Source organism: Streptantibioticus ferralitis (genome assembly GCF_029223525.1).
GTDB lineage: Bacteria > Actinomycetota > Actinomycetes > Streptomycetales > Streptomycetaceae > Streptantibioticus_A > Streptantibioticus_A ferralitis.
The window spans coordinates 29,882-54,490 of the sequence record NZ_JARHTQ010000008.1; the positions used below are offsets into that span (position 1 = coordinate 29,882).

The window sequence follows — 24,609 nt, forward strand, 5'->3', positions numbered from 1 at the left end:
TCCTTATCGCTGTACAGGGGGTACCCGCGCTTCAACGTGGGCCCGCGGCGGGGCATTCCCGCCGCGGGGGACCACGTCCCGTGCCGCCACCAGTCCGGTGGCCAGCAGGTACTGGCCGCCGAGGTAGGTGAGCATGATCCAGAATTCCGGTCGCGGCAGCTGCGGCCAGTGGGCCAGACCGGCGGCGATCAGGCTGTCGGAGAGCAGGAACAGCGCGCCGCCCGCGCAGGTGTGGACCGACAGCCCCGCCGCGCTCAGTGCCATCGTCGACAGCAGCAGGCTGTACCCGGCGACCGGCCAGCGCAGCGCGCCCAGTGAAGGACCGAGCGTCACAAGGCTGGTCGCCCAGCCCAGCCCGTAGAGGACGGCGGCCGCCCGGGTGCGGCGCCCGGCTGCGAGGCCTCCCCGGCGGGCGAACGCCGTGATGTAGACCACGTGCCCGGCGGCGAAGCACCCCATGCCGGCGAGGAACGGGCCGTTGCCGCCCAGCATGAGCAGCGTGTCGCCGCCGCAGCCGAACAGCAGCGCCACGACCAGCGACCGGGGCCCGCCGCGCGCCGCGCTCCAGGCGGCGAGCACCGGCATCAGCGCGGGCTTGGTCAGCTGGGCGAGCAGTCCGCCACCGGCGAGTTGTCCGGCGAGGTGCACCGCGGACAGCGCCAGGAAGCCGCCGAGCAGCCATCGGGCCGTACGGTCGCGGCCGGCTGTCCTCACGCGGCGGGTTCCCGCGCCGGTACCGCTGTCGCGCCGTCGGTCTCGCGCACCGGCGGCCGCCAGCCGGGTCCGCGCAGCAGATGGCCCACCCGGTCGCGCCAGGTGCGGGCGGCGGCGAGGTCCTGGGCGATGGCCGCGTACTCGTGGGTGGCGACCCGCAGCGGGTTGTGGGTGAGGATGTTCTTGGTGAGGCCGTACACCGGCGGCTCGACCTCCGGGACGAACGAGCCGAACAGCCGGTCCCAGATGATCAGGATTCCGCCGAAGTTGCGGTCCAGGTAGCCGCCTTGGGAGGCGTGGTGCACCCGGTGGTGGGACGGGGTGTTCAGGACGAACTCAACCGGCCGCGGCAGCTTGCCGATCCGCTCGGTGTGCACCCAGAACTGGTAGACCAGGTTGGCGGACGAGCAGAAGGCGAGGGCGGCCGGATGCACTCCGCAGGCGATCATCGGCAGGTAGAACGGCCAGACGGTGAGTGTGGTCCACGGCTGGCGCAGTGCGGTGGACAGGTTGAAGTTGCGGCTGGAGTGGTGCACGACGTGGCAGGCCCACAGGATCCGGACGACATGGTGTCCGCGGTGCGACCAGTAGTAGAAGAAGTCCTGCGCGAGCAGCATCAGCGGGATGGTCCACCACAGCACCGGCACCCGCAGGGGTGTCAGTTCGTACACGGCGGTGTAGATCGCGACGATCGGGATCTTCCACGTGGCGTCGAAGAGCAGGCTGCCCAGCCCCATCGACAGGCTGGTCGCGGTGTCCTTGGCCGTGTATCCGGCGGCGTCCTCGTCGGGATGGATGCGGTAGCTGACCACCTCCAGGATGGTCAGCAGCAGGAAGGCCGGTATCGACCACAGCACGGGATCGGGCAGTTGCGGCATGGGCGCACCATAAGAGCGCCCATGCCACCTGCGCTAGGGGTTGTTACCGACTAGTACTACCGAAGGTAACGATCACGCCGGACGCACTTCACCAGATCAGCGTCCCAAACCGCCCGGCCGCGCCCCCGTTCACCAGACCCGCGCCCCGCCCCCGGCCGCGAAGACCGGGCTGGTCGCGTCCGGGGGCGGCGCCGGCAGCGGCTCGGCCAACTCGGCGGCCGTCGGGCCGACCCGGGCGGCGATCGGGTCGAGCAGCGCCAGGTCGAAGCCGTAGACGCGCGCCGCGTTGCCGCCCACCATTGACGCGATCTCCTTCTGCGGCAGCCCGGCGTAAGCGGTCCGCAGCGCCTCCCTGCTGTACGGACAGGTGCCCTCGTCGTGCGGGTAGTCGCTGCCCCACATCACCTTGTCCAGCCCTATCCGGTCCCGCAGCAGCGCCTCATGGCGCCGCATGAAGCTCGCGCCGACGAAGCAGTGGTCCCGCCAGACCGCCTTCGGGCCCTTTCCCATCGAACCGGCAAGCCCGGCACCGAACTTGGCCTCCGCGGTCGCCGCCTTCGCCGTGCCCGGTGCGACGGCCGCGACCAGCCGCCCGTGGTAGTACTCCAGCATGTCCAGCACTCCGGGTATCCAGGCCGAGCCCTGCTCGGTCAGGACCAACCGCAGCCCCGGGTGGCGCTGGAACGCTCCGCCGAACGCCAGGTGCCACAGCGCCCGGTGCGAGAACCAGGTCGTCTCGACCATGAAGACGGCCCGCGCGGCGGGTTCGTCGCCGAGCGGCGGAGACGCCGATCCGGCATGGTGGTTGACCGGTACCGCCAGCTCGTCGCACACCGCCCAGAGCGGGTCGTACACCCTGGAGTGCAGCTCCGGCAGCCCCGCGCCCGGGGGGACGCCGGGCAGCAGCACTCCCCCGGTCAGTCCGGCCTCCTTGGCCCATCGCACCTCTTGTACCGCTTCGTCCACGTCGTTCAGCAGGATCTGGGCGACTCCGGCGCGCCGGCCGGGGGCCTGGGCGCAGAAGTCCGCGAGCCAGCGGTTGTGCGCCCGCAACCCGGCCCAGCGCAGTACGAACTCCTCGCGGGTGGGCGCCGGGGCGACCAGTGAACCGCTGGGGAAGAACGGCGGGACGGTGTTGGGGAAGACGACCTCGGCGACGATGCCGTCCCCTTCCAGCTCCGCCAGCCGCCGGTCGGAGTCCCAGTTGCGCTCCGCCTCGGGCGCCGCCAGGTCCTCCCACGGATTGACGTAGGTGGCCGCCCAGGCGTCGAACGCCTCATGGTGCCGGGACGCCAGATACGGCCGGTAGTCCAGCAGATCGGCCCCGGCATGGCAGTCCGCCGAGATCACCGTGTACCGCTCGGTCACGCCTCCTCCTTTCCCAGGTACGGGAAGTCGTCTCCGGTGAGCCAGTGGCGGCCGGTCTCCCGGGCGCGCGCCCATGACCGCTCGACCGCCGTCTGGTCCTCCGGCTGCCCCAACTCCCGTGGCAGCGGCCCGATGCGGGCCGCGACGGGCCGCAACGCCTCGGCGTCGAACCCGAAGACGTCGAGTGCCGCGAGACCCAGCATGCGCCGTGCCTCTGACACCGGGATGTCGTGGAAGGTGTTCCTCAGCCACTCCCGGGTGCTGGGCCAGGTGCCCTCAGGGTGCGGGAAGTCGCTGCCCCACAGGATGTTGTCCACCCCGATCTCGTACCGGTGCGCCAGTTCCCGGCGTTTGGTGTTGGTCGCGCAGATGAAGACGTTGCGGTCCAGGTACGCGCTGGGTGCCTGCCGCAACTCGGCGAATGGCGAGAGCTTCTTGCCGCCGTGCGCCCCGAGGTAGAGCCGGTCCATGAACCACAGCAGATTGGGCAGCCACCAGCAGCCGGACTCGGCCACCCCGAACCGCAGCCCGGGAAAGCGTTCGAACACCCCGGACCACAGCAGGAACCACAACGGGCGCGCCGGCCACCAGGTGACCTCGCTGACGAAGATGCCCAGATGGTCGCCGTACTCATGGCGCGGGGCGGTGCCGGAATGGGTGACGACCGGCATCCGCAGCGCCTCGGCCTCCGCCCATACCGGGTCATAACGCCGGTCGTGGTAGGGCGGGTTGCCTCCCCACATGGCGGGGATCATCAGGGCCCCGAGACCTGTCTCCTTGGCCCGCCGGATCTCCGCGACGACCTGGTCGGTCTCGCCGGTGATCGGCAGCAGGGCCACACCGCAGCGGCGTAGCGGGTTGAGCGCGCAGAACTCGACCAGCCAGCGGTTGTGGGCCCGCGCGCCCGCCATGCCGAGTTCCGGGTCGTGGTCGCCGGACAGCCCGAGGCCGACGCCGAAGGGCGCGGCGGTCGCGCTGTCCACGGCGTCCGCGTCCGGGAAGACGACCTCGGCGGCCACTCCGTCGCCGTCCAGTTCCTTGTCGCGCTGCGCACTGTCCCAACCGCCGCGCAGCCCCTCGGCGTTGTCCTGGAACCACTGTGCGGCGAACGCCTCGTTCCGTACCCCGAGCCGGGTCATCGCCGCACGGCGCGCGTCGCGCTGCGCCAGGAAGTCGTCGAAGGCGCGGTGGAACCTCGACTCCAGATACGGCCGGTACTCCTCGGTGGGCAGACCCGCGTGGCAGTCGGAGGAGACGATCAGATAGCGATCCGTCATCGGTGCTCCTCACCTCGGTCCAGGACGAAGCGTTCGAGATAGGCCGGGTTGGCGCGGTCCAGCATCGACTGCGCCCGCGCGCGGATCTGCGCGTCGCTGCGTTCGCTGGCCGGGAGCAGCCAGAAGCGGTCCGCCCGGATGCCGTCCACCACCAGTTCCGCGACCTGCTCGACGGGGGTGAACTCCACCTCGTGTCCGGCTTCCCGCATCGCCGCCTCCCATTGCGCGAGGGTGCGGTAAGGGGTGCGCCGCGGGCGGGACTTGGCGTATCTGGCGGGGCGGTTGCGGTGCGACTCCCACAGTCCGGTACGCAGCATGTGCGGGCCGGGGAAGAGGACGGAGGCACCGATGGGCGCGGATTCCGCCCGCAGGTGGGCGTAGAGCGACTCGGTCATGGTGACCACGGCCGCCTTGGTGACGGCGTACACCGAGGCGCTGGGCAGCGGTGCCACACCGCCGTCCGTCGACGAGGTGTTGACCACATGGCCCGGCTGCCCGGCGGCCAGCATCCGGGGCACGAAGGCCTGTACGCCATGGAAGACGCCCCACACGTTGACCGCGAAGGCCCACTGCCAGTCCCTGGGGTCGTGCTCCCACATCCGGCCCTCGGCGCCGGAGCCGACCCCCGCGTTGTTGCACAGCACATGCACGGCGCCGTAGGCCGTGTACGCCGCCTCGGCGAGTGCGGTGACCGAGTCCGGCTCACCCACGTCGGTGAGTTGGCCGAGGACCTCCGCGCCTGTTTCGCGCACCGCGGCCACCGCCTTGGCCAGCGCGTCCTCCTCCACGTCGGCGAGCACCACCCGCAGCCCCTCGGCGGCGAACCGCCGTACCATGGCCCATCCGATGCCGCTCGCCGCTCCGGTGACCACCGCGACCTGTCCGGCCCGCAGTTCCATCACGCCTCCCGCGGCGGGGCGTCGAGGATCTGCGCCACATCGTCATAGCGCTGGTGGATGTACGGCAGCAGGGAGCGTGCGCCGACCCGTTCTGCCACCCGGCCCGACTGGTCGCTGGACTTCTCGCCGACGGTGATCTCGACGAGTTCGCGCACGACCAGGTCGGCGACCGGGTCGTACGCCGACTCCCGCAGCACCACGCGCCCGGTGACCGCGGTCAGTTCGCGGATCCGCTCGCGCCGGGTGCAGTGCACCAGGAACGCGTCGCCCTCCAGACCGCCGCCGTCCACGGCGGGCAGGAACTTGAAGTAGAAGTCGGTCTTCTCCGACGTCCCCGGCACCGGCAACACGCCGGTCACGGTGCCGTCGACCTGGACGAACGCGACGCCGTGCCGGACGAGTTCCGCGGACACCCGCGGGCCCTCGCGCCGCACCGAGACCTCGCCGAGCTTCTTCGGCTCGCCGAACACCTCGCGCCCGCCGATCAGCGCACGCTCCGTGGTCATCGGCATGACCAGCGGGTACCAGCCGTCGACGGCACCGTGCCGGGCGGCGACCGCGACCGATCCTGCGCCCAACGGGTGTCCGAACAGGTCGACTTGGCTGATGCTGACCCGAACCAGCGGCCGCTCCCCCGGCTTCAGCGGTGGCGGCAGCACCTGCGCCACCACGTCGGCATCGGTCTCCCACAGCGCCGTCACGCCCGTCGACCAGATGTCGGGGAGCGCGGCGCCCGCCGCCCGCGCCGCTGTGATCTCGGCCTCGTCACGCGGGCCGTACCGTACGCGTGCCATCACGTATCGCCCTTCGTTCGCGGTACCGACGTCTGTAACTGGGTTACAACGGCAGCCTTGAAGGGTAAAGAGCCGTGCACGTAACGAAATTGAGGGCCGATCATGCCGAGATCGCAGCGCACCGCCTTGACCCGCGAGGATGTCCTGGACGCCGCCGCCAACCTCGTTGCACAACACGGCCCGGAAGCGCTGACGATGCGCAAGCTCGCCGCCGAGCTGGGCACGGCGGTCACCTCGATCTACTGGCATGTGGGGAATCGCGAGACCCTGCTGGAGGAGCTGGTGACGCGCACCGTGCGGGAGATGGGCGCCATCACCCCCAGCGGCCGCACCCCGGCGCAGCGGGTGGTCTCCATCGCCCGCGCCCAGCGCAGGATGCTGCGCGAGCGCCCGCATCTGATCGCGATGGTGCACGAACGCGGCCTGACCGAGCTGATGTTCCTGCCCGCCCAGCAGGCGCTGGTCCACGAGGTGCATGCGGCGGGACTGCGCGGCGCACGCGCCGCCGAGGCGGTGCGGGCCATCGAGTTCCATGTCATCGGCTTCGTGCTGGTCGAGCGCAACCGCGAGCGCTCGCCCGTACAGCACCCGGCGGAAGGGGATCTGTGGACGGCTCAGCGCGCGGACCAGGACCCGGCGCTCGCCCGCGCCCTGGCGGCGCCGCCCAACTCGGAGCGGCTCTATCTGACCGCCACCCGCGCACTGGTGAACGCCCTGCTCGGTCAATGACTGTCGGTGCCGCCCCCTATCCTCAATGACCATGCTGGAGAACCGAACGGACCGCGCGGTCTTGACCGAGCTCCCGTCCCCGTGGCCCACCGGCTACCCGGACGGGTACGCGGTGGTGGACGTGGAGACCACCGGGCTGGGCCGCGACGACCGGATAGTGTCGGCGGCCGTCTACCGCCTGGACGCGCAGGGCGCCGTCCAGGACCACTGGTACTCGCCGGTCAATCCCCAGCGCGACCCGGGCCCGGTGTGGATCCACGGGCTGACCAGCGAGGTGCTCGCCGACGCCCCGCTGTTCCGGGAGATCGCCGACGAACTGGCCGAACGGCTCTCCGGCCGGGTGCTGGTGGCCCACAACGCCGTCTTCGACTGGTCGATGCTGGCCCGCGAGTACGCCCGGGCCGACCACCGCGCCCCGGTCGAGCAGCGGTTGTGCACCATCATGCTCTCCAAGCAGCTGCGGCTGCCGCTGCCCAACCACAAGCTGGAATCCCTCGCCGCGCACTACGGCGTGATACAGCGGCAGGCGCACCACGCCCTCGATGACGCGCGGGTGCTGGCCGAGGCGTTCCGGCCGAGCCTGCATCTGGCGGCGGCCGCCGGGCTGCCGCTCCCGCTGCACGCCTGCCGGCCGCTCACCGAGTGGTCGCCGCGTGGTGGGCCGCTCCGCTCGGCCGGTTACCCGCCCACCAGTTGGCGGCACTCACGCAAGCGGCCGCCGTGCCCGTACCCCAACCCGGGCCGGCTGCTGCCGGGCGGGCCGCTGATACAGGGAATGCGGGTCGCCTTCTCGGGTGATACGGCCGTCGACCGCGAGCTGTTGGAGGACCGGGCCACCGAGGCGGGGCTGCATGTGGCCTCCAGCGTCTCCCGGCTGACCAGTCTGCTGGTCACCAACGACCCCGGCTCTCCCGCGGGAAAGGTGGCCAACGCGCGGCGGTTCGGCACCCCGGTGGTGGACGAGGCGCGGTTCCGGGAACTGCTCCGGGAAGTGGCCCCGGCCGAGGGGTGAGCGGCGGTAGGCCGTACGGGCGGAGTCACCGCGACCCGCCAGGCACAGCGTTGTCCGCGCGGCGCGGCGCCCCGCACTCTGACCGCATGGGACATTGCGAGGTCTGCGGAAACGACTATTCCATGACGTTCGAGGTGCATGCGCAGGGCGGCGCGGTGCATGTCTTCGACTGCTTCGAGTGCGCCATCCACCGCATGGCGCCAGTCTGCGAACACTGCCGGGTACAGGTCGTCGGCCACGGCGTCGAGGCCAACGGCCGCCAGTTCTGCAGCGCACACTGCGCCAAGGCCGAGGGGGTCCAGGGCATCGTCGACCGGGTGGGCGCGCCCATGGCATGACCCCACGGTGATCACCCCACGACGGAGTTGTACCGTCGTGGGGTGTACCGCTTCCTGCTGTCAAGGCAATGGGTGATCCTCACCCTCGTCTGCCTGGTCCTGATGCCCACCATGGTGGAGCTCGGGCTGTGGCAAATGCACCGGCATGAGAGCCAGGCCGCGCAGAACTCCGTGATCGCCCGGAGCCTGGCCGCTCCCGTCGTGCCCGTGGAGAAGCTGACCGCGGCGGGCGCCGAGGTCGCCTCGCAGGACAACTTCCGCAGCGTGACGGCCAAGGGGCACTACGACCCGGCGCGTCAGGTCGTGGTACGGCACCGCACCTCCTCGGACGGTGCCACCATCGGGTACTACCTCGTCACCCCGCTGGTGATGAGCGACGGCAAGGCCGTCCTGGTCAACCGGGGTTGGATCCCGTCCCCGCAGTACGGCGACGGTGTCTCGTTCCCGCCGGTCCCGGCCACGCCGTCCGGCGAGATCACGGTCACCGGCCGGATCCGGCCGGACGAGACCACCGCCAGCACCAGCATTCGTGACAAGGCCGGGCTGCCCGCCCGGCAGATCATGCTGATCAACAGCTCGAAGCTGCCCAATTCGGTGTCCGAGCCGCTGCTCGGCGGCTACATCGAGCTGACCGGCACCTCCCCCAAGCCGTCCGGCGACCAGCCCGAGCTGGTCCCGGCTCCGACGCCCGGCGCCAGCGCCGGGTGGTACAGCCCCCCGCACCTCGCATACGCCTGGCAGTGGTGGCTGTTCGTGGTGATGCTCCCGGTGGGCTGGTTCATCCTGGTCCGGCGCGAGCGCAGGGACCGACTGCGCGCCCGGGAGAAGGCGCAGGCCCCGGCGACGGTCGAGAAGACGGAAGCGGCTGCGGGCGCCTGAACCGGGCATACGCCAGAGACGATCCGACGAGATCCGACACCCGGAAGGCGGCACCGTGGCTGGACGTATCGAGGACTACGCGCTGATCGGCGATCTGCAGACCGCGGCGCTGGTCGGCAAGGACGGCTCGATCGACTGGCTGTGTCTGCCGCGGTTCGACTCCGGGGCCTGCTTCGCCCGGCTGCTCGGCGACCAGGACAACGGGCACTGGCGGCTGTCCCCGTCGAAGAACGGCGAGCACTGCACCCGCCGTTCGTACCGTGAGGACACCCTGGTCCTGGAGAGCGTCTGGGAGACGGCGTCCGGCACCGTCAAGGTGATCGACTTCATGCCGCAGCGGGACCGCACCCCTGAGGTCGTCCGGATCGTCGAGGGTGTCTCGGGCACGGTGCGGATGCACAGCAGATTGCGGCTGCGCTTCGACTACGGACGGGTCGTCCCCTGGGTGCGGCGGACCGACGGAACGCGTGTGGCGGTCGCCGGTCCGGACGCGGTGTGGTTTCGCAGCGTTCCCGAGGTGGACACCTACGGCAAGGACTACGCCACCCACTCCGAGTTCACCGTCTCCGCGGGGGAGAATGTCGCGTTCGTCCTGTCCTGGCAGCCCTCGCACGAGTCGCCGCCCAGACCGATCGACCCGTACAAGGCACTAGCCCAAAGCGTGCGGGACTGGCATAAATGGGCCGATCGGTGCACCTATGCCGGACCGTGGCGCGATGCCGTGCTGCGGTCGCTGATCACCCTCAAGGGGCTGAGCTACGCCCCCACCGGCGGCATCGTGGCGGCGCCCACCACATCGCTGCCCGAGGAGATCGGCGGGGTGCGCAACTGGGACTACCGCTTCTGCTGGCTGCGCGACTCGACGCTGACCCTCGGCGCGCTGGTCGAGAGCGGCTACCTCAAGGAGGCGGCCGAGTGGCGGGACTGGCTGCTGCGCGCGGTCGCCGGTGACGCCGCCGACCTGCAGATCATGTACGGGCTGGGCGGCGAGCGGCGGCTGCCGGAGTTCGAGGTGCCCTGGCTGCCCGGCTACGAGGGCTCGGCCCCGGTACGGGTCGGCAACGCGGCGGTCGACCAGCTCCAACTGGACGTGTACGGCGAGGTCCTGGACTCGCTGCACCTGGCCAGGGTCTACGGCCTACCGGACAAGAAGCACGCCTGGAACATCCAGCGCCTGCTGATGGACTTCCTGGAATCCAACTGGCGGGAACCCGACGAGGGGCTGTGGGAGGTCCGCGGCCCGCGCCGGCACTTCGTGCACTCCAAGGTGATGGCCTGGGTCGCGGCGGACCGCATGGTGCGGGCGGTCGAGGCCAACCCGCAGCTGCGCGGCGACGTCAACCGCTGGCGGGCGATGCGCGACGAGGTGCACCGCGAGGTGTGCGAGAAGGGCTACGACCCGGACCGCAACACCTTCACCCAGTCGTACGGCTCCACCGCGCTGGACGCCGCCACCTTGCTGATCCCGCAGATCGGCTTTCTCCCCGCGACCGATCCACGGGTGGTCGGCACCATCGACGCGGTACGCGACGAACTGGCGCACGACGGCTTCATCCGCCGCTACTCGCTGGACGAGAGCGCGAAGGATTCCGTGGACGGTCTACCGGGCTCCGAAGGGGCCTTCCTGGCCTGCTCGTTCTGGCTCGCCGACGCGCTCGCCGCGACCGGGCGGCGCAAGGACGCGGCCGAGCTGTTCGAGCAGCTGCTGGCGCTGCGCAACGATGTGGGGCTGCTCGCCGAGGAGTGGGATCCGGTCGCCGGGCGCCAGCTCGGCAACTTCCCGCAGGCGTTCAGCCACATCGCCCTGGTCAACACGGCGATGGCGCTCACCGGTACGGCATCCGGCCGTCGACCCGGCCGCGGCCCCGCGTAGTTCGCCGCCAATCTGACCGGCATCATGGTCCCGGTCGACGGCGGCCACCAGCACGGATTCTGACCTTCCGTCACCTACTCCACGCGGCGGGCGCGATGGCGCTCGACCCGCAACCGCGCCACGGCCGGAAACTCGGTGAGGCCCGTCGAGGCACGGGCTTCGGCGAGCACTCGCCCACCGAGATCCGACACCACCCCGGCCGGTCTGGCATGCCGGTCGAGCTGCAACCGCACACCCGCCCTGGGGCGGGTACGGCCGCCGGTCAGCAGTACCTCCGCGCCGAGCACCCCGGGCAGTTCCGCGGCATCGGCGGCCAGGGCCCGCTCCATCGCGCGGCCACGCAGCACCACGTCGCCGTCGTCATCGCTGTGCACCAGCACCTGGCCGAGCCTGCGGTCCCGGAACTGCGCCAGCAGCCAGAACAGCGCGGCGACCGCCAGCACCGCGAGCACCCCGATGACCACCGGCCACCACCAGCTGTCCTTCCGGTACCGGGTGCGGGCGTTCGCGCTGAGCAGCACATCGTGCGGCCCCCGGTACGGCCACCAGGAGGGCAGCGAGAAGCCCCAGTGGCGCGGGAGGTCGAGCCCGCCGATCAGCACCGCGCAGCCGACCGCCAGCAGGATCAGTCCGATCAGGAACAACAGCGTCCGGTTCACCCGGGTCCGCACTGCCGGTCACCCCCTTCCCGCCCGCCGTACGGTCAGCGACAGCACGGGCCGCCGGTCCAGGCCCAGCGAGCGCACCGCCTCCCGCAGCGTGGCGGCCACGTCCTGCCGTACGTCGTCCAGATCACGGAAGTGCGCATCGGCGCGGACCTTGATCGAGCGCGGGGAGACGGAGACCCGCACCGACCGTACGCCGGACACCTGGAGCACCCGGTCCCGTACCAGCAGACCGGCCGCCCGGCGGTCCAGGGCGGCGCGTACCTCGGCGGCGGCCGGGCGCATCGGCAGCAGCGAGCGCAGTCCCGGAGTCAGCGCCAGGACGATCAACCACAGGCCCAGCAGCGCGGCGATCGCGGCGCCGGTGATCACCCAGTGGTCCCGCAGCGGCCGGGTGGCCAGTTCCTCGGCGAGCCTGCCGCGCCAGGTCATCCCCTGGCGTCCGGCCCGTACCGCCGTCACGTCGTAGAGGACCGAGCCGGACACGGCGAGGGCGAGCAGCGCGGTGATCGCGGACGGTACCCGCCGGGCCGACCAGAACCGCCGGGCGCGACCGACCGGTGCGGGCACGACCGGCGGCGGCTGCGACTCGAACCCGAGGGGTGCGCCGGGGTCGACGGTCGGCAGCCGTCGCGTCGTGCCGTCGTCCTGCTCGCCGCCGGGCCGGTGTTCGGATCCGGGGTCCGTCATGTCGTCCTCCCCTGCTCCGCGCGCCCCATGGCCGCCGAGTGCAGCCGCTCGACCGCCACCGAGACCTCGGGGACGTCCATGTCCGTCAGCGCGCCCACCTTCTCGACCACCCGCCGGCGGACCGCGGCGCACACCGAGCGGACGTCCACCGGGTAGCCGAGCTCCACCGAGAGCCTGACCGTGGCCAGTCGCCTACCGCTCTCCCGCACGGCGGCCGGGCGCACCGACACCGAGACGTGCGGCACCCGGTCGCCGGGCACCCGGTGCGCCTGCGGCGCCTCGCCCAGCGCCTCACGGGCGGCCTGCGCCGCGATCTTCGCGACCACCCGGTCGGCGATCCGGAGCCTCCCGCGCTCGGCGGCCGGTACCAGCACGGCGGGCGGGTCGGCCCTCATCGGCGGCGGTGGTGCTCGCGCGGCCGGAAGAAGTCCCCGGCCTCCAGATCGCCGTCAAGGAACCGCCCGGCCACGAACCCGACCGCGCCGAGCGCCGCCACCAGTAGGAAGGCAGGGAATCCGCCGAAGTACCCGGCGAAGCCGAGCGCCATTCCGGCGGCCATGCCCACTACGGCCCTGCTCATCGTTCGCTCCTCGTCGTCACCCGCGTGATCACTGCAGCCTCGGTCCCGGCTCTTCGTCCTCCTCGTCGGGCAGCTTCACATCGCAGACCGCGATGTTGACCTCGACGACCTCAAGGCTGGTCATCCGCTCGACGGCGGCGATCACGTTCTCCCTTACGGCGCGGGCGACTTCGACGATGGAGACGCCGTAGTCGACCACGATGTCCAGGTCGATCGCGGTCTGCACCTCGCCGACCTCGGCCTTGACCCCGCGGGTGGCCGCCGACTTGGCGCCGCCGGGCACCCGCTCCCGTACCGTGCCCAGGGTGCGGGCGAGGCCGGTGCCCAGTGCGTGTACGCCGATCACCTCGCGGGCGGCGAGCCCGGCGATCTTCTCCACGACGCCGTCGGCGATAGTGGTGCGTCCCCGGGTGGCCGGGTCGCCGAGACCTTGTCCGGCGCGCGAGCGCCTGTCCTCCCCCGTGGTCTTCTTCGCCGCACCTGCCGCGCCGTCAGGGCCTTCCGGGTGGTTCCGCTGTGTGATCTCGGTCATCGCGCGTCATCCCTTCCGGTCGGGAAGCGTCGGGAGGCCGCGGCGGTCGCTCCGCTGCCAGACTATGTGCGCCTACCCGACCGTGCCGCCGGGTTTGCTGGGCCGCGCCGCTATTCAGGCGATCGGGCGCGCAGATCCGGGAAGCAGACGCCGCCGCCCACCGACCGGTTGGCTCGCGCGGTGCGGGAGCACCTGGGCATCGGCCGGTTGCTGCCGCTGGGAGAGGCGGCGGACGGCTCGTGGATCACCGAGCGCGCGGCGACCGGTGTACTGCGCACGGCGGCGGACGCGATGGTCGGCGTCCGGCTGGGCGCGCTGTGCATCGGGCGCGCGGGCGGCCGGTCGCCGGATGCGGGCGCGGACATCGCCGCACGGCCCAGTGCCCTGCCGCCGGGCCCGCTGCGGATCGAGGCGGACTTCTAGGCGACCGGCGACCAGCCGCTGCGGGCGGCGGATGAGCCACGGGCGGCGCTGGCCGGGAGCGCCGACGCGGACCTCGGGCTGGTGGTCACCGCCATCGACCAGCGGGTCAGCGGACTGCTGGACGACGAACGCCCCCGCGCCGGGCGCGGTGCGGACGGTGAGCGCGACGTACGCGGTGCGCGCGCTGAGGGCGCTGGCCAACGCGCGGCCGGCGACGGCGCCGCGTCCGTGCCGGGGGTCGCCCGGCGCACCTCGCGGTTGGCCGGTGTGGGCCCGGATGTCCTGGCGCAGATCGCCGTGGCCGCGGGATGGCGTGCGCTGGATGTGGCACGCGCGGTACGGGCCGGGGTTGGGGTCGCAGTGGCGGCCCTGTGACCGACGTCGAGTAGGGCTTCCGGGGGGACAACCCCGAAAGCCCCGAACAGTTACTCGCCGACACCCGCCAGGTCGCGCAACCGCCGCCCCTGCGCGGCCCGTTCCGCCGCGCACTGCTCCTCGTAGGTACGCGAAGCGGCGTCCCGCAGCAGCGCCTTGGTCTCGATGACGGCGTCGCGCGGGGCCGCCAGCAGGGCCGCGGCGAGGTCCTGTACCGCCGAGTCGAGTTCGGCGGACGGCACCACGAGGTTGGCCAGGCCGGTGCTCTCGGCCTCCTCGGCGTGCACATAGCGGCCGGTGGCGCAGATCTCCAACGCCCTTGCGTAGCCCACGAGTCCGGTCAGCGGCTTGGTGCCCGCGAGGTCGGGCACCAGACCGAGGCTGGTCTCGCGCATGGCGAACTGCACATCGTCCGCGCACACCCGCAGATCGCAGGCGAGCGCGAGCTGGAAGCCCGCGCCGATGGCATGGCCCTGCACGGCCGCGATGCTGACCACGTCGTTCCGCCGCCACCAGGTGAATGCCTCCTGGTAGGTGGCGATGGTCGCGTCGAGGTCGGCTTCGGAGCCGCGTGCGAGGTCGATGAACGACGGTTCGCCGTCGAACCCCTCGGGCGTGAACGCCTGCCGGTCGAGCCCCGCGGAGAAGGAGACGCCTTCCGCGCGCAGCACGACGACCCGGACGCTCCCGGGAAGCAGTCGTCCCGCCTCGACCAGCGCCCGCCACAGTGCGGGCGACTGTGCGTTGCGCTTGGCGGCGTTGCACAAGGTGATGGTGGCGACGGCACCGTTGTCCACGGTGAGCCGTACGCCGTCATGCATCAGCAGCGGATCCGCCTGCGCAGCGGTGGTCGGAGCGTTGGGTTCGGACATCGGGCACCTCCGAGCGGGCCACGGACAGGATTACCGAACAGTAACCACCCGGCCGTGAGCCGAGGTGACCGGGTGGTCACCGCCGCCGGGTCCGTGACAGACCGGGGTGCCCGGTGCCGTCAGGCCGTTGCCGCCTTCTTGCCCCGCGTCGCACCTCCGCGACCGCGCAGAGTCACACCGGACTCGCTGAGCATCCGATGCACGAATCCGTAGGAACGGCCGGTTTCCTCGGCCAGTGCCCGGATACTCGCACCGGAGTCGTACTTCTTCTTCAGGTCTGCCGCGAGCTTTTCGCGCGCGGCGCCGGTAACCCGGCTGCCCTTCTTCAGAGTCTCGGCCACCCGTGCCTCCTCTAGGGAAGTGCGCTCTGGACTCTCATGATCACCCCTCCAGCGCTTCCTGGCCACCCATTCGACAAGGTCTGAAGGAACTACGTGCGCGGCCGACGGAATTCACCGCCCGGGTCATGCGGCGGGAAGGGAAAGGATTTCGCACAGGTGTGTTTCTTCGCCGGGACGAAGTCGATCGAGAAATCGCTGGTCATCACCGTGCGTAAGGAGCGTTCGACAGCTACGAGGCTGATCACCGGACGCCGCGCGATGGTCCGGACCTGGCGTATCGGGGTACCAGCCGTCCTCACGCAGATGATGGATCACCGGTAAGCCGAATGATCCAGATGAATGATCCAGAAGGCCGATCACACCACCGGACACGGCCGGACCGCGGTGCGGACCGGCCGCTGCGCTGGCCGGACGCCGAGCCGGCTCAGGCCAGCGAGACCAGGTCCGCGTACTCGTCGCCCCACAGGTCCTCCACACCGTCCGGCAGCAGGATGATCCGCTCCGGCTGGAGCGCGTCCACCGCGCCCTCGTCGTGGGTGACCAGCACCACCGCGCCGGTGAAGGTCTGCAGCGCGCCGAGGATCTCCTCACGGCTGGCCGGGTCGAGGTTGTTGGTGGGCTCGTCGAGCAGCAGCACATTGGCGCTGGAGACCACCAGGGTGGCCAGCGCCAGCCGGGTCTTCTCGCCGCCGGACAGCACGCCCGCGGGCTTGTCGACATCGTCACCGGAGAACAGGAAGGAGCCGAGGATCTTACGGATCTCCACCAGGTCCATGTCCGGCGCGGCCGAGCGCATGTTCTCCAGGACGGTGCGGTCCGGGTCGAGCGTCTCGTGCTCCTGCGCGTAGTAGCCCAGCTTGAGGCCGTGGCCCGGCTCGACCTCGCCGGTGTCGGGCTGCTCGACGCCGGCGAGCAGCCGCAGCAGCGTCGTCTTGCCCGCACCGTTGAGGCCCAGGATGACCACCCGGGAGCCCTTGTCGATGGCCAGGTCGACGTCGGTGAAGATCTCCAGCGAGCCGTACGACTTGGACAGTCCGGAGGCCATCAGCGGGGTCTTGCCGCACGGTGCCGGGTCGGGGAAGCGCAACTTGGCGACCTTGTCGGACACCCGCACCGCTTCGAGGCCGGACAGCAGCTTCTCCGCGCGGCGGGCCATGTTCTGCGCGGCGACGGTCTTGGTGGCCTTGGCCCGCATCTTGTCGGCCTGCGAGTTGAGCGCGGCGGCCTTCTTCTCGGCGTTGGCCCGCTCGCGCTTGCGGCGCTTCTCGTCGGCCTCGCGCTGGGCCAGGTACAGCTTCCAGCCCATGTTGTAGACGTCGATGTTCGAGCGGTTGGCGTCGAGGTAGAAGACCTTGTTGACCACCGTCTCCACAAGGTTGACGTCGTGGGAGATGACCACGAAGCCGCCGCTGTAGTTCTTGAGGTAGTCGCGCAGCCAGACGATCGAGTCGGCGTCGAGGTGGTTGGTCGGCTCGTCCAGCAGCAGGGTGTCGGCGTCCGAGAAGAGGATCCGGGCCAACTCGACGCGGCGCCGCTGGCCACCGGACAGGGTGTGCAGCGGCTGGCCGAGCACCCGGTCGGGCAGGCCGAGTGCGGCGGCGATGGTGGCGGCCTCGGCCTCGGCCGCGTAGCCGCCCTTGGTGAGGAACTCGGTCTCCAGGCGGGCGTACTTCTTCATCGCGTTGTCGCGAGTGGCGCCCTTGCCGTTGGCCATCCGCTCCTCGTTCTCCCGCATCTTGCGCAGCACGGTGTCCAGTTCGCGGGCGGACAGGATGCGGTCGCGGGCGAGGGTGTCGAGGTCACCGGTGCGCGGGTCCTGCGGGAGGTAGCCGATCTCGCCGGAGCGGGTCACCGTGCCCCCGGCGGGCTGGCCCTCACCGGCGAGCACCTTGGTGAGGGTGGTCTTCCCCGCGCCGTTGCGGCCGACCAGGCCGATGCGGTCGCCCTTGGCGATACGGAAGGAGGCGGACTCGATGAGGACTCGGGCGCCGGCGCGCAGCTCAAGGCCGGAGGCAGTGATCACGGGTGGGGCTCCAGGACATGGTGGACGGCAGGACGGGCGGTTTCTCCGGCTGGGGGTGATCCAGTCGCGGGGTTCCGGCTGCCGTCTAATGCGCGAGGAGAACTGCCATGCGAGCAGTCTACCGGGGCGCGGCAAACGGATTTCCGGCCGCCTGGGCGGCCGGGGCGATTCGCCCGGCTTCGCGGTCAGCCCGGCCGGGGGGCGCGACGGCGCTCGCGGCCCACGCCGTGAAACTTCTTACCGCCACGACGGCGAGCAACCACCACGGTGTGGAGCGGCGGTCAAAGACATGCCGCACCCCCGATCGCAGATGCGGCGGTTTTCAGGCGCGGCCAGCCTGTCGCAGAGGCGTTCACCACGGGGTGGTGGAGGGGGGAATGCCTGCCGCCGCGGCGTGCGGCGGCGGGGGTTCACTCGCCGCCGTGGTGGACCTCGAAGGCGGCCCGCCGTACCGCCTTGGCCAGCGCCGGATCGGGGTGCGCGGCGGCCAGCGCGACCAGCACCTGCACGGTGCGCGGGTGGCCGGTGCCGCGCACCTCGTCCAACAGCACGGGCAGTGACTCCTGTACGGCCGTCTCCAGATGGCCGACCAGCAGATGGCTCTCGCCGTGGTCCGCGACGGCGGCCGCGGTGTCGACCCACAGCCAGGTGGCTTCCTCGCGGGTGAGCAGGGCCATCTGCTCCTCGGGCTCGCCGCCTTGCTGTTCGGCCAGCCAGAGCAGCGCGTAAGGGCGCAGCTGCGGCTCGTCGACCACGGCGCGCACGGCGGACTCGGCGGGAGCGCCGACGGTGCGCAGCGCCTCGAAGGCGAGGCCGCGCAGCAGAGCGTCGTCCCCCCGCGCCGCGTCCAGCAGCTCGCTGACCGCCTGGGCGACCGGGCGGGCGGCCAGCCAGGCGCGGTACTCGACCCGCGCGGGTCCCGGCGAGTACTGCGCACACGCCCGCAGCAGGCCTTCCGCCGACTGCTCGATGTGCCCGGCGGGCGACTGCGCGGCCACGCAGATCTGCTCCAGCTTGACCCAGACCGCCCAGTTCCCCAGCGCGGTGAGCGCGACGTCCTCGCCACCGGTGCGGGGCCGCAGCGCGCCGACCGAGACGAGTGCCTCCCATGTCCAGTCCAGCAGCGCGGACAGCTGGTCAGCGCTGCCGTCGGCGGGCGGCTCGTGCCGTTCGGTACGCAGCTCCGCCACCCGCTGCCGCAGCAGGTCGAGCAGGACGGGGCCCGCCGCCGTGCCGCTGGACAGGTGCAGCAGCGACAGGAGTTGGGGGACGGCCTCGATGACCTCCGCGACCAGGGACGGATCGGCGTCGGCGGGCGCGGTGCGGCACAGCGACCAGGCGTCGAAGAGCGCGACCCAGCCGCGCAGCACGGCGGTGTCGTCGCGGTCCCAGGCGCGCAGGCGCCATCCGGACCGTGCCACGCCGTCCCGCAGTTCGACCAGACCGGCCAGCCGGGCGTGGTCCCACGCCGCCCGCACTCGATGGTCCGTCAAGCTCAGTGCCTCAGCGGCACGCCGCAGCTCCGGTGCGGGCAGTATCCCGTTCGGCTCCGGCCGCAGCGGGGTCGTACGCCCTGGCGCCCGCCGTCCGCGGACGTCCTCGAACGTGCTGCCGCGCGGTGCTGCGCCCTGCTCGCCATCGGCCCAGCGGGCCAACCGGACCGCGTCGGCGAGTACGAACCTTGCCAGCGCGGCGAGTTCGGCGGGAGCCGGGGTGCCCTCCGGCGGCCGGGGTGGCCCGGTGCGGCGAGCCGCGGTGGCCCTGCGTACGGCCGCGATGGGCTGCCCGGTTACGAGCCGGAGCCTGTTGTCACGCTGGGAACGGGACGTCACGGGAGCAGTCTTACGGGTGAGTCCCCGGATTCCCAAACGAGCACCCCCCTGCGGTCACCCCCTGGGCACCGCGTGATCACATCAATGGGGTCAGAAAGCGCCGCAGCGCCTCCTCGTAGCCGACCGGGTCGGCGTTCCACATCGCCTGGTGCTCGGCGTCCGGAACGGTGTGCAGGGTGACCAGCTTGGGCCGCCGCTCGGCGAAGTCACGGGAGGCCTGATAAGGGGCGAGCGTGTCCCCGGGGCCGTGCATGATCAGTGTGGGTACGGACAGCAGGGCCGGATCGGCGGAGCCGGTGAGCCGCTCCGCGTGCAGTCCGGTACGGCCCGCGGCGGCTCGTACGCCGAGCGGCACCAGCGGGCCCGGCACTCCGCGGCCACGCGCCAGCCCGCGCACCGCGGCCTGCCAGTCGAGCACCGGGGAGTCGAGGACGAGGCCGCTCACCCGGTCCCGCAGCGGGGAGTGGTCGGCCACCCGCAGCGCCATCGCGGCACCGGTCGACCAGCCGTACAGCACCACCCGGCGGGCGCCCTCGCGTACCGCGAACCGCACCGCGGCGTCCACATCGCGCCATTCGGTGTCGCCGAGATGCCCTATGCCGTCGGGCGACGCCGGGGCGCCGGGGTCGTTGCGGTAGCTGGTGATCAGGACCGGGAAGCGCAGCCGGTGCAGCAGCGGCAGGACGACCAGCGGGTGGCGGCGGGTGGTGCCCAGGCCGTGGACGGCGATGACCCAGGTGTCGCGCGCCCCGTCCACGAACCAGCCTGGCATCGGCCCGAGTTCACCGTCGACCGCCACCTCCTGGTAGGCCAGGCCATGGGCGCCCATCGGCTCACCGGTGTAGGCCTGCGGGGTCATCGTCACCTGGGTGCCGTCCACCAGCCTGCCGAACTGGACGCGTTCGAGGCGGCGGGTGACGGTGAAGGGGGTGGTGGACAGCACCCGGCCGACGGTCGCGTGGCAGTCGGGGCCGGTGAGCCCGTAGATCCCGGGGCGTGCCGAGGTGAGGGAGCGGGTCAGGGTGACCTGGCCAGGCGCGATGGAGTGCACGGTCAGCTCGCCCTCGGCGGTAGCGGCGGGCCCGATCGCCGAGCCGTCGGGCCGCGGGTTGAGGGCCAGCCCCGACACCCACCGGCCGGTCGCCACGGCGACCGCACCGGCACCGAGGCAGCTGGCGGCCAGGGCGGCCGCAGTACGTAGGCGCATCGACTTCAGTGTCGATCGCGCCAGCGGGGTGGGCCACTGGGTGGCGGCGGGTGGGTGAAGCGGCTTTTTCTTTTCCGGGGGCAAGCCCCCGGGCCCCCGAAAGGCCACTGGGTGAGGGCGAGTGGGTGAAGCCGGGGTCACTCCCTCCGGGGCAAGACCTGGGCCCTCGCGGGTCACTGGATGACGGCGAGCGGGGAATCCGCGGTCACTTCCCCCAGGGCAAGCCCCCGGCCCCCACGGGTCACTGGACGACGGCGAGCGGGGAAACCGCGTTCCCCTCTGCCGGGGCAAGCCCCCCGGGCCCCCGAAAGGCCACTGGGTGAGGGCGGGTGGGTGAAGCGTGGAGTTTGCTGGGGGCAAGCCCCCGAACGCCGAAGTCCCGGGCTCCCGAACCGCCTCGGCGTGGGCCCGCGGTGGCAAGCGGCCGCGACCGGCGGACGGGTCCGCCGGAGACCTCACCGCGGCTGGCCGTAATCACCGAGGCGTTGGGCGACCCGGTCGATTTCCGCCTGTGGCAGCAGCGTGGGGGTGCCTGCCGCACGGGCCGTGAGCCAGACATGGCACATCCACTCCAGTTGGGCGGTGTGGTCGTAGGCCGTCTCCAGGCTGTTCGCGTACACCAGCGTGCCGTGGTTGCGCAGCAGACAGCCGGTGCGGTCGCGGAGCGCCTCCAGCATGTACCGGGCCAGTTCGTCGGTGCCGTAGGTCGCGTAGCGGGCGACGCGTACCGGGCCGCCGAGTGCGGCGCACATGTAGTGGACGGCGGGGAGTTCGTCCACCAGCGTGGAGACGGCGGTGGCGTGCACGGCGTGGGTGTGCACGATGGCGCGGGCACCCGTGGCCCGGTACACCGCGAGGTGCATCGGCAGTTCGCTGGTCGGCCGCAGCGTGCCGATCCGCTGCTCGCCGTCGAGGCCGACGGCGACCAGGTCGGCGTCGCCGAGCCGGTCGTAGCGGACGCCGCTCGGCGTCACCAGCACCAGATCGCCGACGCGTGCCGAGACATTGCCCGAGGTACCGACCACCAACCCCTCGTCGGCGGTCCGCCGGGCCGTGTCCACCACATCGCGCCAGGCCGCCGTGAGTTCGCCGTCCGCCGTCATTCACCGCACCTCCGGGGCCTGATCCTGACACGTTGTCCATTGCCGGTACCGGAAGAACCGCAGTAACGTCCCGCCACCAGCAGCGATCACGACACGAGGGCACCCATGGCAACCGTCAACGGCGGTATCTCCTTCTGGTACGCGACCACCGGCGTTCCCGCTCCGCGCGAACCGCTGCCCGGTGACACCTCCGCCGACGTCTGCGTGGTGGGCGGCGGCTACACCGGGCTGTGGACCGCGTACTACCTGAAGAAGGCCGTGCCGTTCCTGCGGATCGTGGTGCTGGAGCAGAAGTTCTGCGGGTACGGCGCCTCCGGCCGCAACGGCGGCTGGCTGTACAACGGGATCGCCGGACGCGACCGGTACGCGCGGCTGCACGGCCATGACGCGGCGGTCCGGCTCCAGCGGGCGATGAACGACACCGTGGACGAGGTGATCCGGGTCGCCGAGGAGGAGGGCATCGACGCCGACGTCCACAAGGGCGGAGTGCTCGAAGTCGCCTACTCCCCCGCCCAGTTGGCCCGGCTGAAGGCGTTCCACGAGGCCGAGACGGCGTTCGGGGAGAAGGACCGGCTGCTGCTGGGCGCCGCGCAGACCGCCGAGCGGATCCGGGTCGCGGGCACGGTCGGCGGTACCTGGACGCCGCACGGCGCGCGGATCCACCCGGTGAAGCTGGTGCAGGGGCTGGCGGCGGCGGTCGAGGCATTGGGTGTGGTGGTCCATGAGTCAACCCCGGTGACCGAGATCCGGCCGAAGCACGCTGTCACTCCGTACGGCACGGTGCGGGCTCCGTATGTGCTGCGTTGCACGGAGGGATTCACCGCCGGGATCAGTGGTCAGCGGCGCGCCTGGCTGCCGATGAACTCCTCGATGATCGCCACCGAGCCGCTGCCGCGGCAGGTGTGGGACACCATCGGCTGGGAGGGCCGCGAGACGCTGGGCGACATGGCGCACGCCTACATGTACGCCCAGCGGACCGCCGACGACCGCATAGCGCTGGGCGGGCGCGGCGTCCCGTACCGGTTCGGCTCGCGTACCGACAACGACGGCCGCACCCAGGCCTCGACGGTGGCGGCACTGCGGGAGATCCTGGTCCGCTTCTTCCCCGCGACGGCCGGGGTGGCGATCGACCACGCGTGGTCGGGTGTGCTGGGTGTGCCGCGGGACTGGTGCGCGAGCGTCGAGTTGGACCGGGCGACCGGCCTGGGCTGGGCGGGCGGCTACGTGGGCAGCGGCGTCGCCACGGCGAACCTGGCGGCGCGTACGCTGCGGGATCTGGTCCAGCTGGACTCCGGCCAGGGTGGTGCGACGGAGCTGACCGGGCTGCCGTGGGTGGGCCACCGGGTGCGGCGCTGGGAACCAGAGCCGTTCCGCTGGCTCGGGGTGCACGGCCTGTACGCGGCGTACCGTGCCGCGGACCGGCGCGAGCAGACCGCCCGAACCGGCCGTACCGACCGGGTGGCCCAGGTCGCGGACCGCATCTCGGGCCGCCACTGACCACGTCTCAGACCGAGCCCGGTAATTGCCGCATTTCGCGGCGTGAAACCTGGCGCGATCCGACCTCTCGCACCTGCAGGGCGTGTCCCGTTAACCTTTCGTTCATCCTTTGTCCGTACGGTCGCCGCGTCGCTGCCCGCCTGAACGATTGTCTGGGTGAATGGAACACCTCACGCTGCTCATCGGAGTCGTGATCATCACCGCTCTCGTGTTCGATTTCACGAACGGTTTCCATGACACCGCCAACGCCATGGCCACCACCATTTCCACCGGGGCGCTCGCGCCGAAGGCGGCGGTGGCGATGGCCGCGGTACTCAACCTCGTTGGCGCTTTCCTCTCGGTCCAGGTGGCCAAGACCATTTCCGGCGGAATCATCGACGAAAAGGCCGGGGTCAAGCCAGAAGTGATCTTCGCGGCGCTGATCGGCGCCATCGTCTGGAATCTGGTGACCTGGCTCGCCGGGCTGCCGTCCAGTTCCTCGCACGCCCTCTTCGGCGGTCTGATCGGCGCAACGCTGGTGGCCGTCGGATCACACGGCATCCACGGCAACGCCATCGTGATGAAGATCCTCATCCCCGCGGTCGTCTCGCCGCTGGTGGCCGGTGTCGCCGCGATGCTCGCGACCAGGGTGACCTACCGCATCGGACGCGACGCCGACCCCGAAGCCACCTCCAAGGGCTACCGCGCGGGCCAGATCGCCTCGGCCGCACTGGTCTCGCTCGCCCACGGCACCAGCGACGCCCAGAAGACGATGGGCGTCATCACCCTGGCGCTGGTCACCGGCGGCATGATCGCCCCGCACTCCGACCCGCCGCTGTGGGTCATCCTCGCGGCCGCGACCGCCATGGGGCTCGGTACGTACCTCGGCGGCTGGCGGATCATCCGCACCATGGGCAAGAAGCTCACCGACATCCGGCCGCCGCAGGGCTTCGCCGCCCAGACCGCCGCCGCGACCACCATCCTCGCCTCCTCCCACCTCGGCTTCGCGCTGTCCACCACCCATGTGGTCTCCGGCGCCGTCACCGGCACCGGATTCGGGCGCAAGGGCGCGGTGGTGCGCTGGGGCGTGGTGCAGCGCATGGCGCTGTCCTGGCTGATCACCCTGCCCGCCGCCGGACTGGTGGCGGGGGGCGCGACGCTCGTCGCCCTGCAGGGCAGTTGGGGCGTCGTCCTGATCGGTCTGCTGGGGCTGGCCGTCTGCGCCGGGGCCTGGCTGCTCTCGATGCGCAAGCCGGTCGACCACACCAACGTCAACGACGTCGAGGACATCGCCGGGGCAGCGCCGGAAGCGCGGCCCGCCGACGCGGAGTCCTTCGACGCCTTCACCCCCGACCCGGCGTTCACCGCCACCATCCCGGCCCCGCAGCCGCAAGCCCCCCGGAAGGAAGCCGCACTGTGAACATCGACTGGGGCGCCTTCGCATCGGTCGTCGGCGTGAGTCTCGTCGCGACGGTCGGTCTGGTGGGCCTGTTCACCTTCGGCATCGTCGGGCTGTCCAAGCAGCAGGAGTCGGCGCGGGCGGGTGCGTACACCGCCTTCGCGGCGTGCGCGGCGGCCGTCGCCTACGGGATCTACCTCATCGCGGGCTGAGTTGAGCCGAGCGCGGGCGGCAGCGCCGCCCGCGCGCCGTGTGCGCCCATGTGGGCGTCAGTTGACGGCCGTTCCCGCAGCGTGGTGGACTGCCCGGTGCCATAAGGCACCAAGCCGA

27 protein-coding genes are annotated in these 24,609 nt (G+C 71.7%); 10 read left to right on the forward strand and 17 right to left on the reverse strand.

Annotated features, from left to right (window positions below):
- Positions 1-3 precede the first annotated feature (3 nt).
- The 6 genes from P2L57_RS14440 to P2L57_RS14465 all read right to left on the reverse strand — a co-directional run bounded on the left by P2L57_RS14440 (position 4) and on the right by P2L57_RS14465 (position 5,930).
- Positions 4-714, reverse strand: coding sequence for a lysoplasmalogenase (locus tag P2L57_RS14440; RefSeq protein ID WP_275813880.1), 711 nt, complete (start codon positions 712-714; stop codon positions 4-6).
- Entirely contained in the window at positions 711-1,592 is an 882-nt protein-coding gene (locus tag P2L57_RS14445) for a sterol desaturase family protein (RefSeq protein WP_275813883.1), read from the reverse strand. Before P2L57_RS14445 ends, P2L57_RS14440 begins: the two co-directional genes overlap by 4 nt.
- A 129-nt stretch (positions 1,593-1,721) precedes the next feature.
- Complete coding sequence (locus P2L57_RS14450; protein ID WP_275813885.1) at positions 1,722-2,960, reverse strand: amidohydrolase family protein; 1,239 nt, start codon at positions 2,958-2,960, stop codon at positions 1,722-1,724.
- On the reverse strand, positions 2,957-4,237 hold the full coding sequence (locus P2L57_RS14455; RefSeq protein WP_275813888.1) for an amidohydrolase family protein: 1,281 nt from the start codon (positions 4,235-4,237) through the stop codon (positions 2,957-2,959). The genes P2L57_RS14450 and P2L57_RS14455 overlap by 4 nt, the downstream gene beginning before the upstream one ends.
- Complete coding sequence (locus tag P2L57_RS14460) at positions 4,234-5,136, reverse strand: SDR family NAD(P)-dependent oxidoreductase (RefSeq protein WP_275813891.1); 903 nt, start codon at positions 5,134-5,136, stop codon at positions 4,234-4,236. The genes P2L57_RS14455 and P2L57_RS14460 overlap by 4 nt, the downstream gene beginning before the upstream one ends.
- Positions 5,136-5,930 carry an acetoacetate decarboxylase family protein gene (locus P2L57_RS14465; protein ID WP_275813894.1) on the reverse strand — a complete coding sequence of 265 codons (795 nt, stop codon included), beginning with the start codon at positions 5,928-5,930 and terminating at the stop codon, positions 5,136-5,138. Before P2L57_RS14465 ends, P2L57_RS14460 begins: the two co-directional genes overlap by 1 nt.
- A 102-nt stretch (positions 5,931-6,032) precedes the next feature.
- Between P2L57_RS14465 and P2L57_RS14470 the strand changes: the two genes are divergently transcribed.
- The 5 genes from P2L57_RS14470 (at position 6,033) to P2L57_RS14490 (ending at position 10,761) form a co-directional block, all read left to right on the forward strand.
- A complete protein-coding gene (locus P2L57_RS14470) occupies positions 6,033-6,659 on the forward strand; it encodes a TetR/AcrR family transcriptional regulator (RefSeq protein WP_275813897.1) in 627 nt (208 codons plus the stop codon).
- 31 nt (positions 6,660-6,690) lie between these two features.
- Entirely contained in the window at positions 6,691-7,671 is a 981-nt protein-coding gene (locus P2L57_RS14475) for a DEDDh family exonuclease (RefSeq protein WP_275813900.1), read from the forward strand.
- Positions 7,672-7,757: 86 nt separating this feature from the next.
- Entirely contained in the window at positions 7,758-8,009 is a 252-nt protein-coding gene (locus tag P2L57_RS14480) for a metallothionein (RefSeq protein ID WP_275813903.1), read from the forward strand.
- Positions 8,010-8,051: 42 nt separating this feature from the next.
- Complete coding sequence (locus P2L57_RS14485) at positions 8,052-8,888, forward strand: SURF1 family cytochrome oxidase biogenesis protein (protein WP_275813906.1); 837 nt, start codon at positions 8,052-8,054, stop codon at positions 8,886-8,888.
- 55 nt (positions 8,889-8,943) lie between these two features.
- On the forward strand, positions 8,944-10,761 hold the full coding sequence (locus P2L57_RS14490; RefSeq protein WP_275813909.1) for a glycoside hydrolase family 15 protein: 1,818 nt from the start codon (positions 8,944-8,946) through the stop codon (positions 10,759-10,761).
- A gap of 74 nt (positions 10,762-10,835) precedes the next feature.
- On the opposite strand, the gene amaP is transcribed toward P2L57_RS14490, so the two are convergent.
- Genes amaP through P2L57_RS14515 form a run of 5 tightly spaced genes read right to left on the reverse strand, consistent with a single transcriptional unit; the run spans position 10,836 to position 13,228 of the window.
- Entirely contained in the window at positions 10,836-11,432 is a 597-nt protein-coding gene (gene amaP, locus P2L57_RS14495) for an alkaline shock response membrane anchor protein AmaP (protein ID WP_275813911.1), read from the reverse strand.
- A 6-nt stretch (positions 11,433-11,438) separates the two neighbouring features.
- Complete coding sequence (locus P2L57_RS14500) at positions 11,439-12,116, reverse strand: DUF6286 domain-containing protein (protein WP_275813914.1); 678 nt, start codon at positions 12,114-12,116, stop codon at positions 11,439-11,441.
- Positions 12,113-12,511: an Asp23/Gls24 family envelope stress response protein gene (locus P2L57_RS14505; RefSeq protein ID WP_275813917.1), complete on the reverse strand. Its 399-nt coding sequence runs from the start codon at positions 12,509-12,511 to the stop codon at positions 12,113-12,115. The genes P2L57_RS14500 and P2L57_RS14505 overlap by 4 nt, the downstream gene beginning before the upstream one ends.
- The gene (locus P2L57_RS14510; protein WP_275813919.1) at positions 12,508-12,696 is read right to left on the reverse strand and encodes a hypothetical protein; all 189 of its coding nucleotides are present in this window, start codon (positions 12,694-12,696) and stop codon (positions 12,508-12,510) included. The genes P2L57_RS14505 and P2L57_RS14510 overlap by 4 nt, the downstream gene beginning before the upstream one ends.
- A 28-nt stretch (positions 12,697-12,724) precedes the next feature.
- Positions 12,725-13,228: an Asp23/Gls24 family envelope stress response protein gene (locus P2L57_RS14515; protein WP_275813922.1), complete on the reverse strand. Its 504-nt coding sequence runs from the start codon at positions 13,226-13,228 to the stop codon at positions 12,725-12,727.
- Between the two features lie 180 nt (positions 13,229-13,408).
- Between P2L57_RS14515 and P2L57_RS14520 the strand changes: the two genes are divergently transcribed.
- A complete protein-coding gene (locus P2L57_RS14520) occupies positions 13,409-13,651 on the forward strand; it encodes a hypothetical protein (RefSeq protein ID WP_275813925.1) in 243 nt (80 codons plus the stop codon).
- Between the two features lie 81 nt (positions 13,652-13,732).
- Entirely contained in the window at positions 13,733-14,026 is a 294-nt protein-coding gene (locus P2L57_RS14525) for a hypothetical protein (RefSeq protein WP_275813928.1), read from the forward strand.
- Between the two features lie 50 nt (positions 14,027-14,076).
- Here P2L57_RS14525 and P2L57_RS14530 read toward each other — a convergent pair whose 3' ends face one another.
- The 6 genes from P2L57_RS14530 to P2L57_RS14555 all read right to left on the reverse strand — a co-directional run bounded on the left by P2L57_RS14530 (position 14,077) and on the right by P2L57_RS14555 (position 21,404).
- Positions 14,077-14,898 (reverse strand): enoyl-CoA hydratase/isomerase family protein, encoded by an 822-nt coding sequence (locus P2L57_RS14530; protein ID WP_275813931.1) that lies wholly within the window; start codon positions 14,896-14,898, stop codon positions 14,077-14,079.
- A gap of 119 nt (positions 14,899-15,017) precedes the next feature.
- Positions 15,018-15,239 carry a helix-turn-helix domain-containing protein gene (locus P2L57_RS14535; RefSeq protein ID WP_188281871.1) on the reverse strand — a complete coding sequence of 74 codons (222 nt, stop codon included), beginning with the start codon at positions 15,237-15,239 and terminating at the stop codon, positions 15,018-15,020.
- Positions 15,240-15,663: 424 nt separating this feature from the next.
- On the reverse strand, positions 15,664-17,262 hold the full coding sequence (locus P2L57_RS14540; RefSeq protein WP_275813934.1) for an ABC-F family ATP-binding cassette domain-containing protein: 1,599 nt from the start codon (positions 17,260-17,262) through the stop codon (positions 15,664-15,666).
- A 410-nt stretch (positions 17,263-17,672) separates the two neighbouring features.
- Positions 17,673-19,094: a hypothetical protein gene (locus P2L57_RS14545; RefSeq protein WP_275813936.1), complete on the reverse strand. Its 1,422-nt coding sequence runs from the start codon at positions 19,092-19,094 to the stop codon at positions 17,673-17,675.
- 76 nt (positions 19,095-19,170) lie between these two features.
- Positions 19,171-20,301, reverse strand: a complete 1,131-nt coding sequence (locus P2L57_RS14550; RefSeq protein ID WP_275813938.1) for an alpha/beta hydrolase — start codon at positions 20,299-20,301, stop codon at positions 19,171-19,173.
- A gap of 455 nt (positions 20,302-20,756) precedes the next feature.
- On the reverse strand, positions 20,757-21,404 hold the full coding sequence (locus P2L57_RS14555; RefSeq protein WP_275813941.1) for a class II aldolase/adducin family protein: 648 nt from the start codon (positions 21,402-21,404) through the stop codon (positions 20,757-20,759).
- Between the two features lie 105 nt (positions 21,405-21,509).
- On the opposite strand from P2L57_RS14555, the gene P2L57_RS14560 reads away from it, so the two are divergent.
- The 3 genes from P2L57_RS14560 (at position 21,510) to P2L57_RS14570 (ending at position 24,491) form a co-directional block, all read left to right on the forward strand.
- Positions 21,510-22,901: an NAD(P)/FAD-dependent oxidoreductase gene (locus P2L57_RS14560; RefSeq protein ID WP_275813943.1), complete on the forward strand. Its 1,392-nt coding sequence runs from the start codon at positions 21,510-21,512 to the stop codon at positions 22,899-22,901.
- Between the two features lie 160 nt (positions 22,902-23,061).
- Entirely contained in the window at positions 23,062-24,300 is a 1,239-nt protein-coding gene (locus tag P2L57_RS14565) for an inorganic phosphate transporter (RefSeq protein ID WP_275813946.1), read from the forward strand.
- Positions 24,297-24,491, forward strand: coding sequence for a hypothetical protein (locus P2L57_RS14570; RefSeq protein WP_275813949.1), 195 nt, complete (start codon positions 24,297-24,299; stop codon positions 24,489-24,491). The genes P2L57_RS14565 and P2L57_RS14570 overlap by 4 nt, the downstream gene beginning before the upstream one ends.
- Positions 24,492-24,609: the final 118 nt, after the last annotated feature.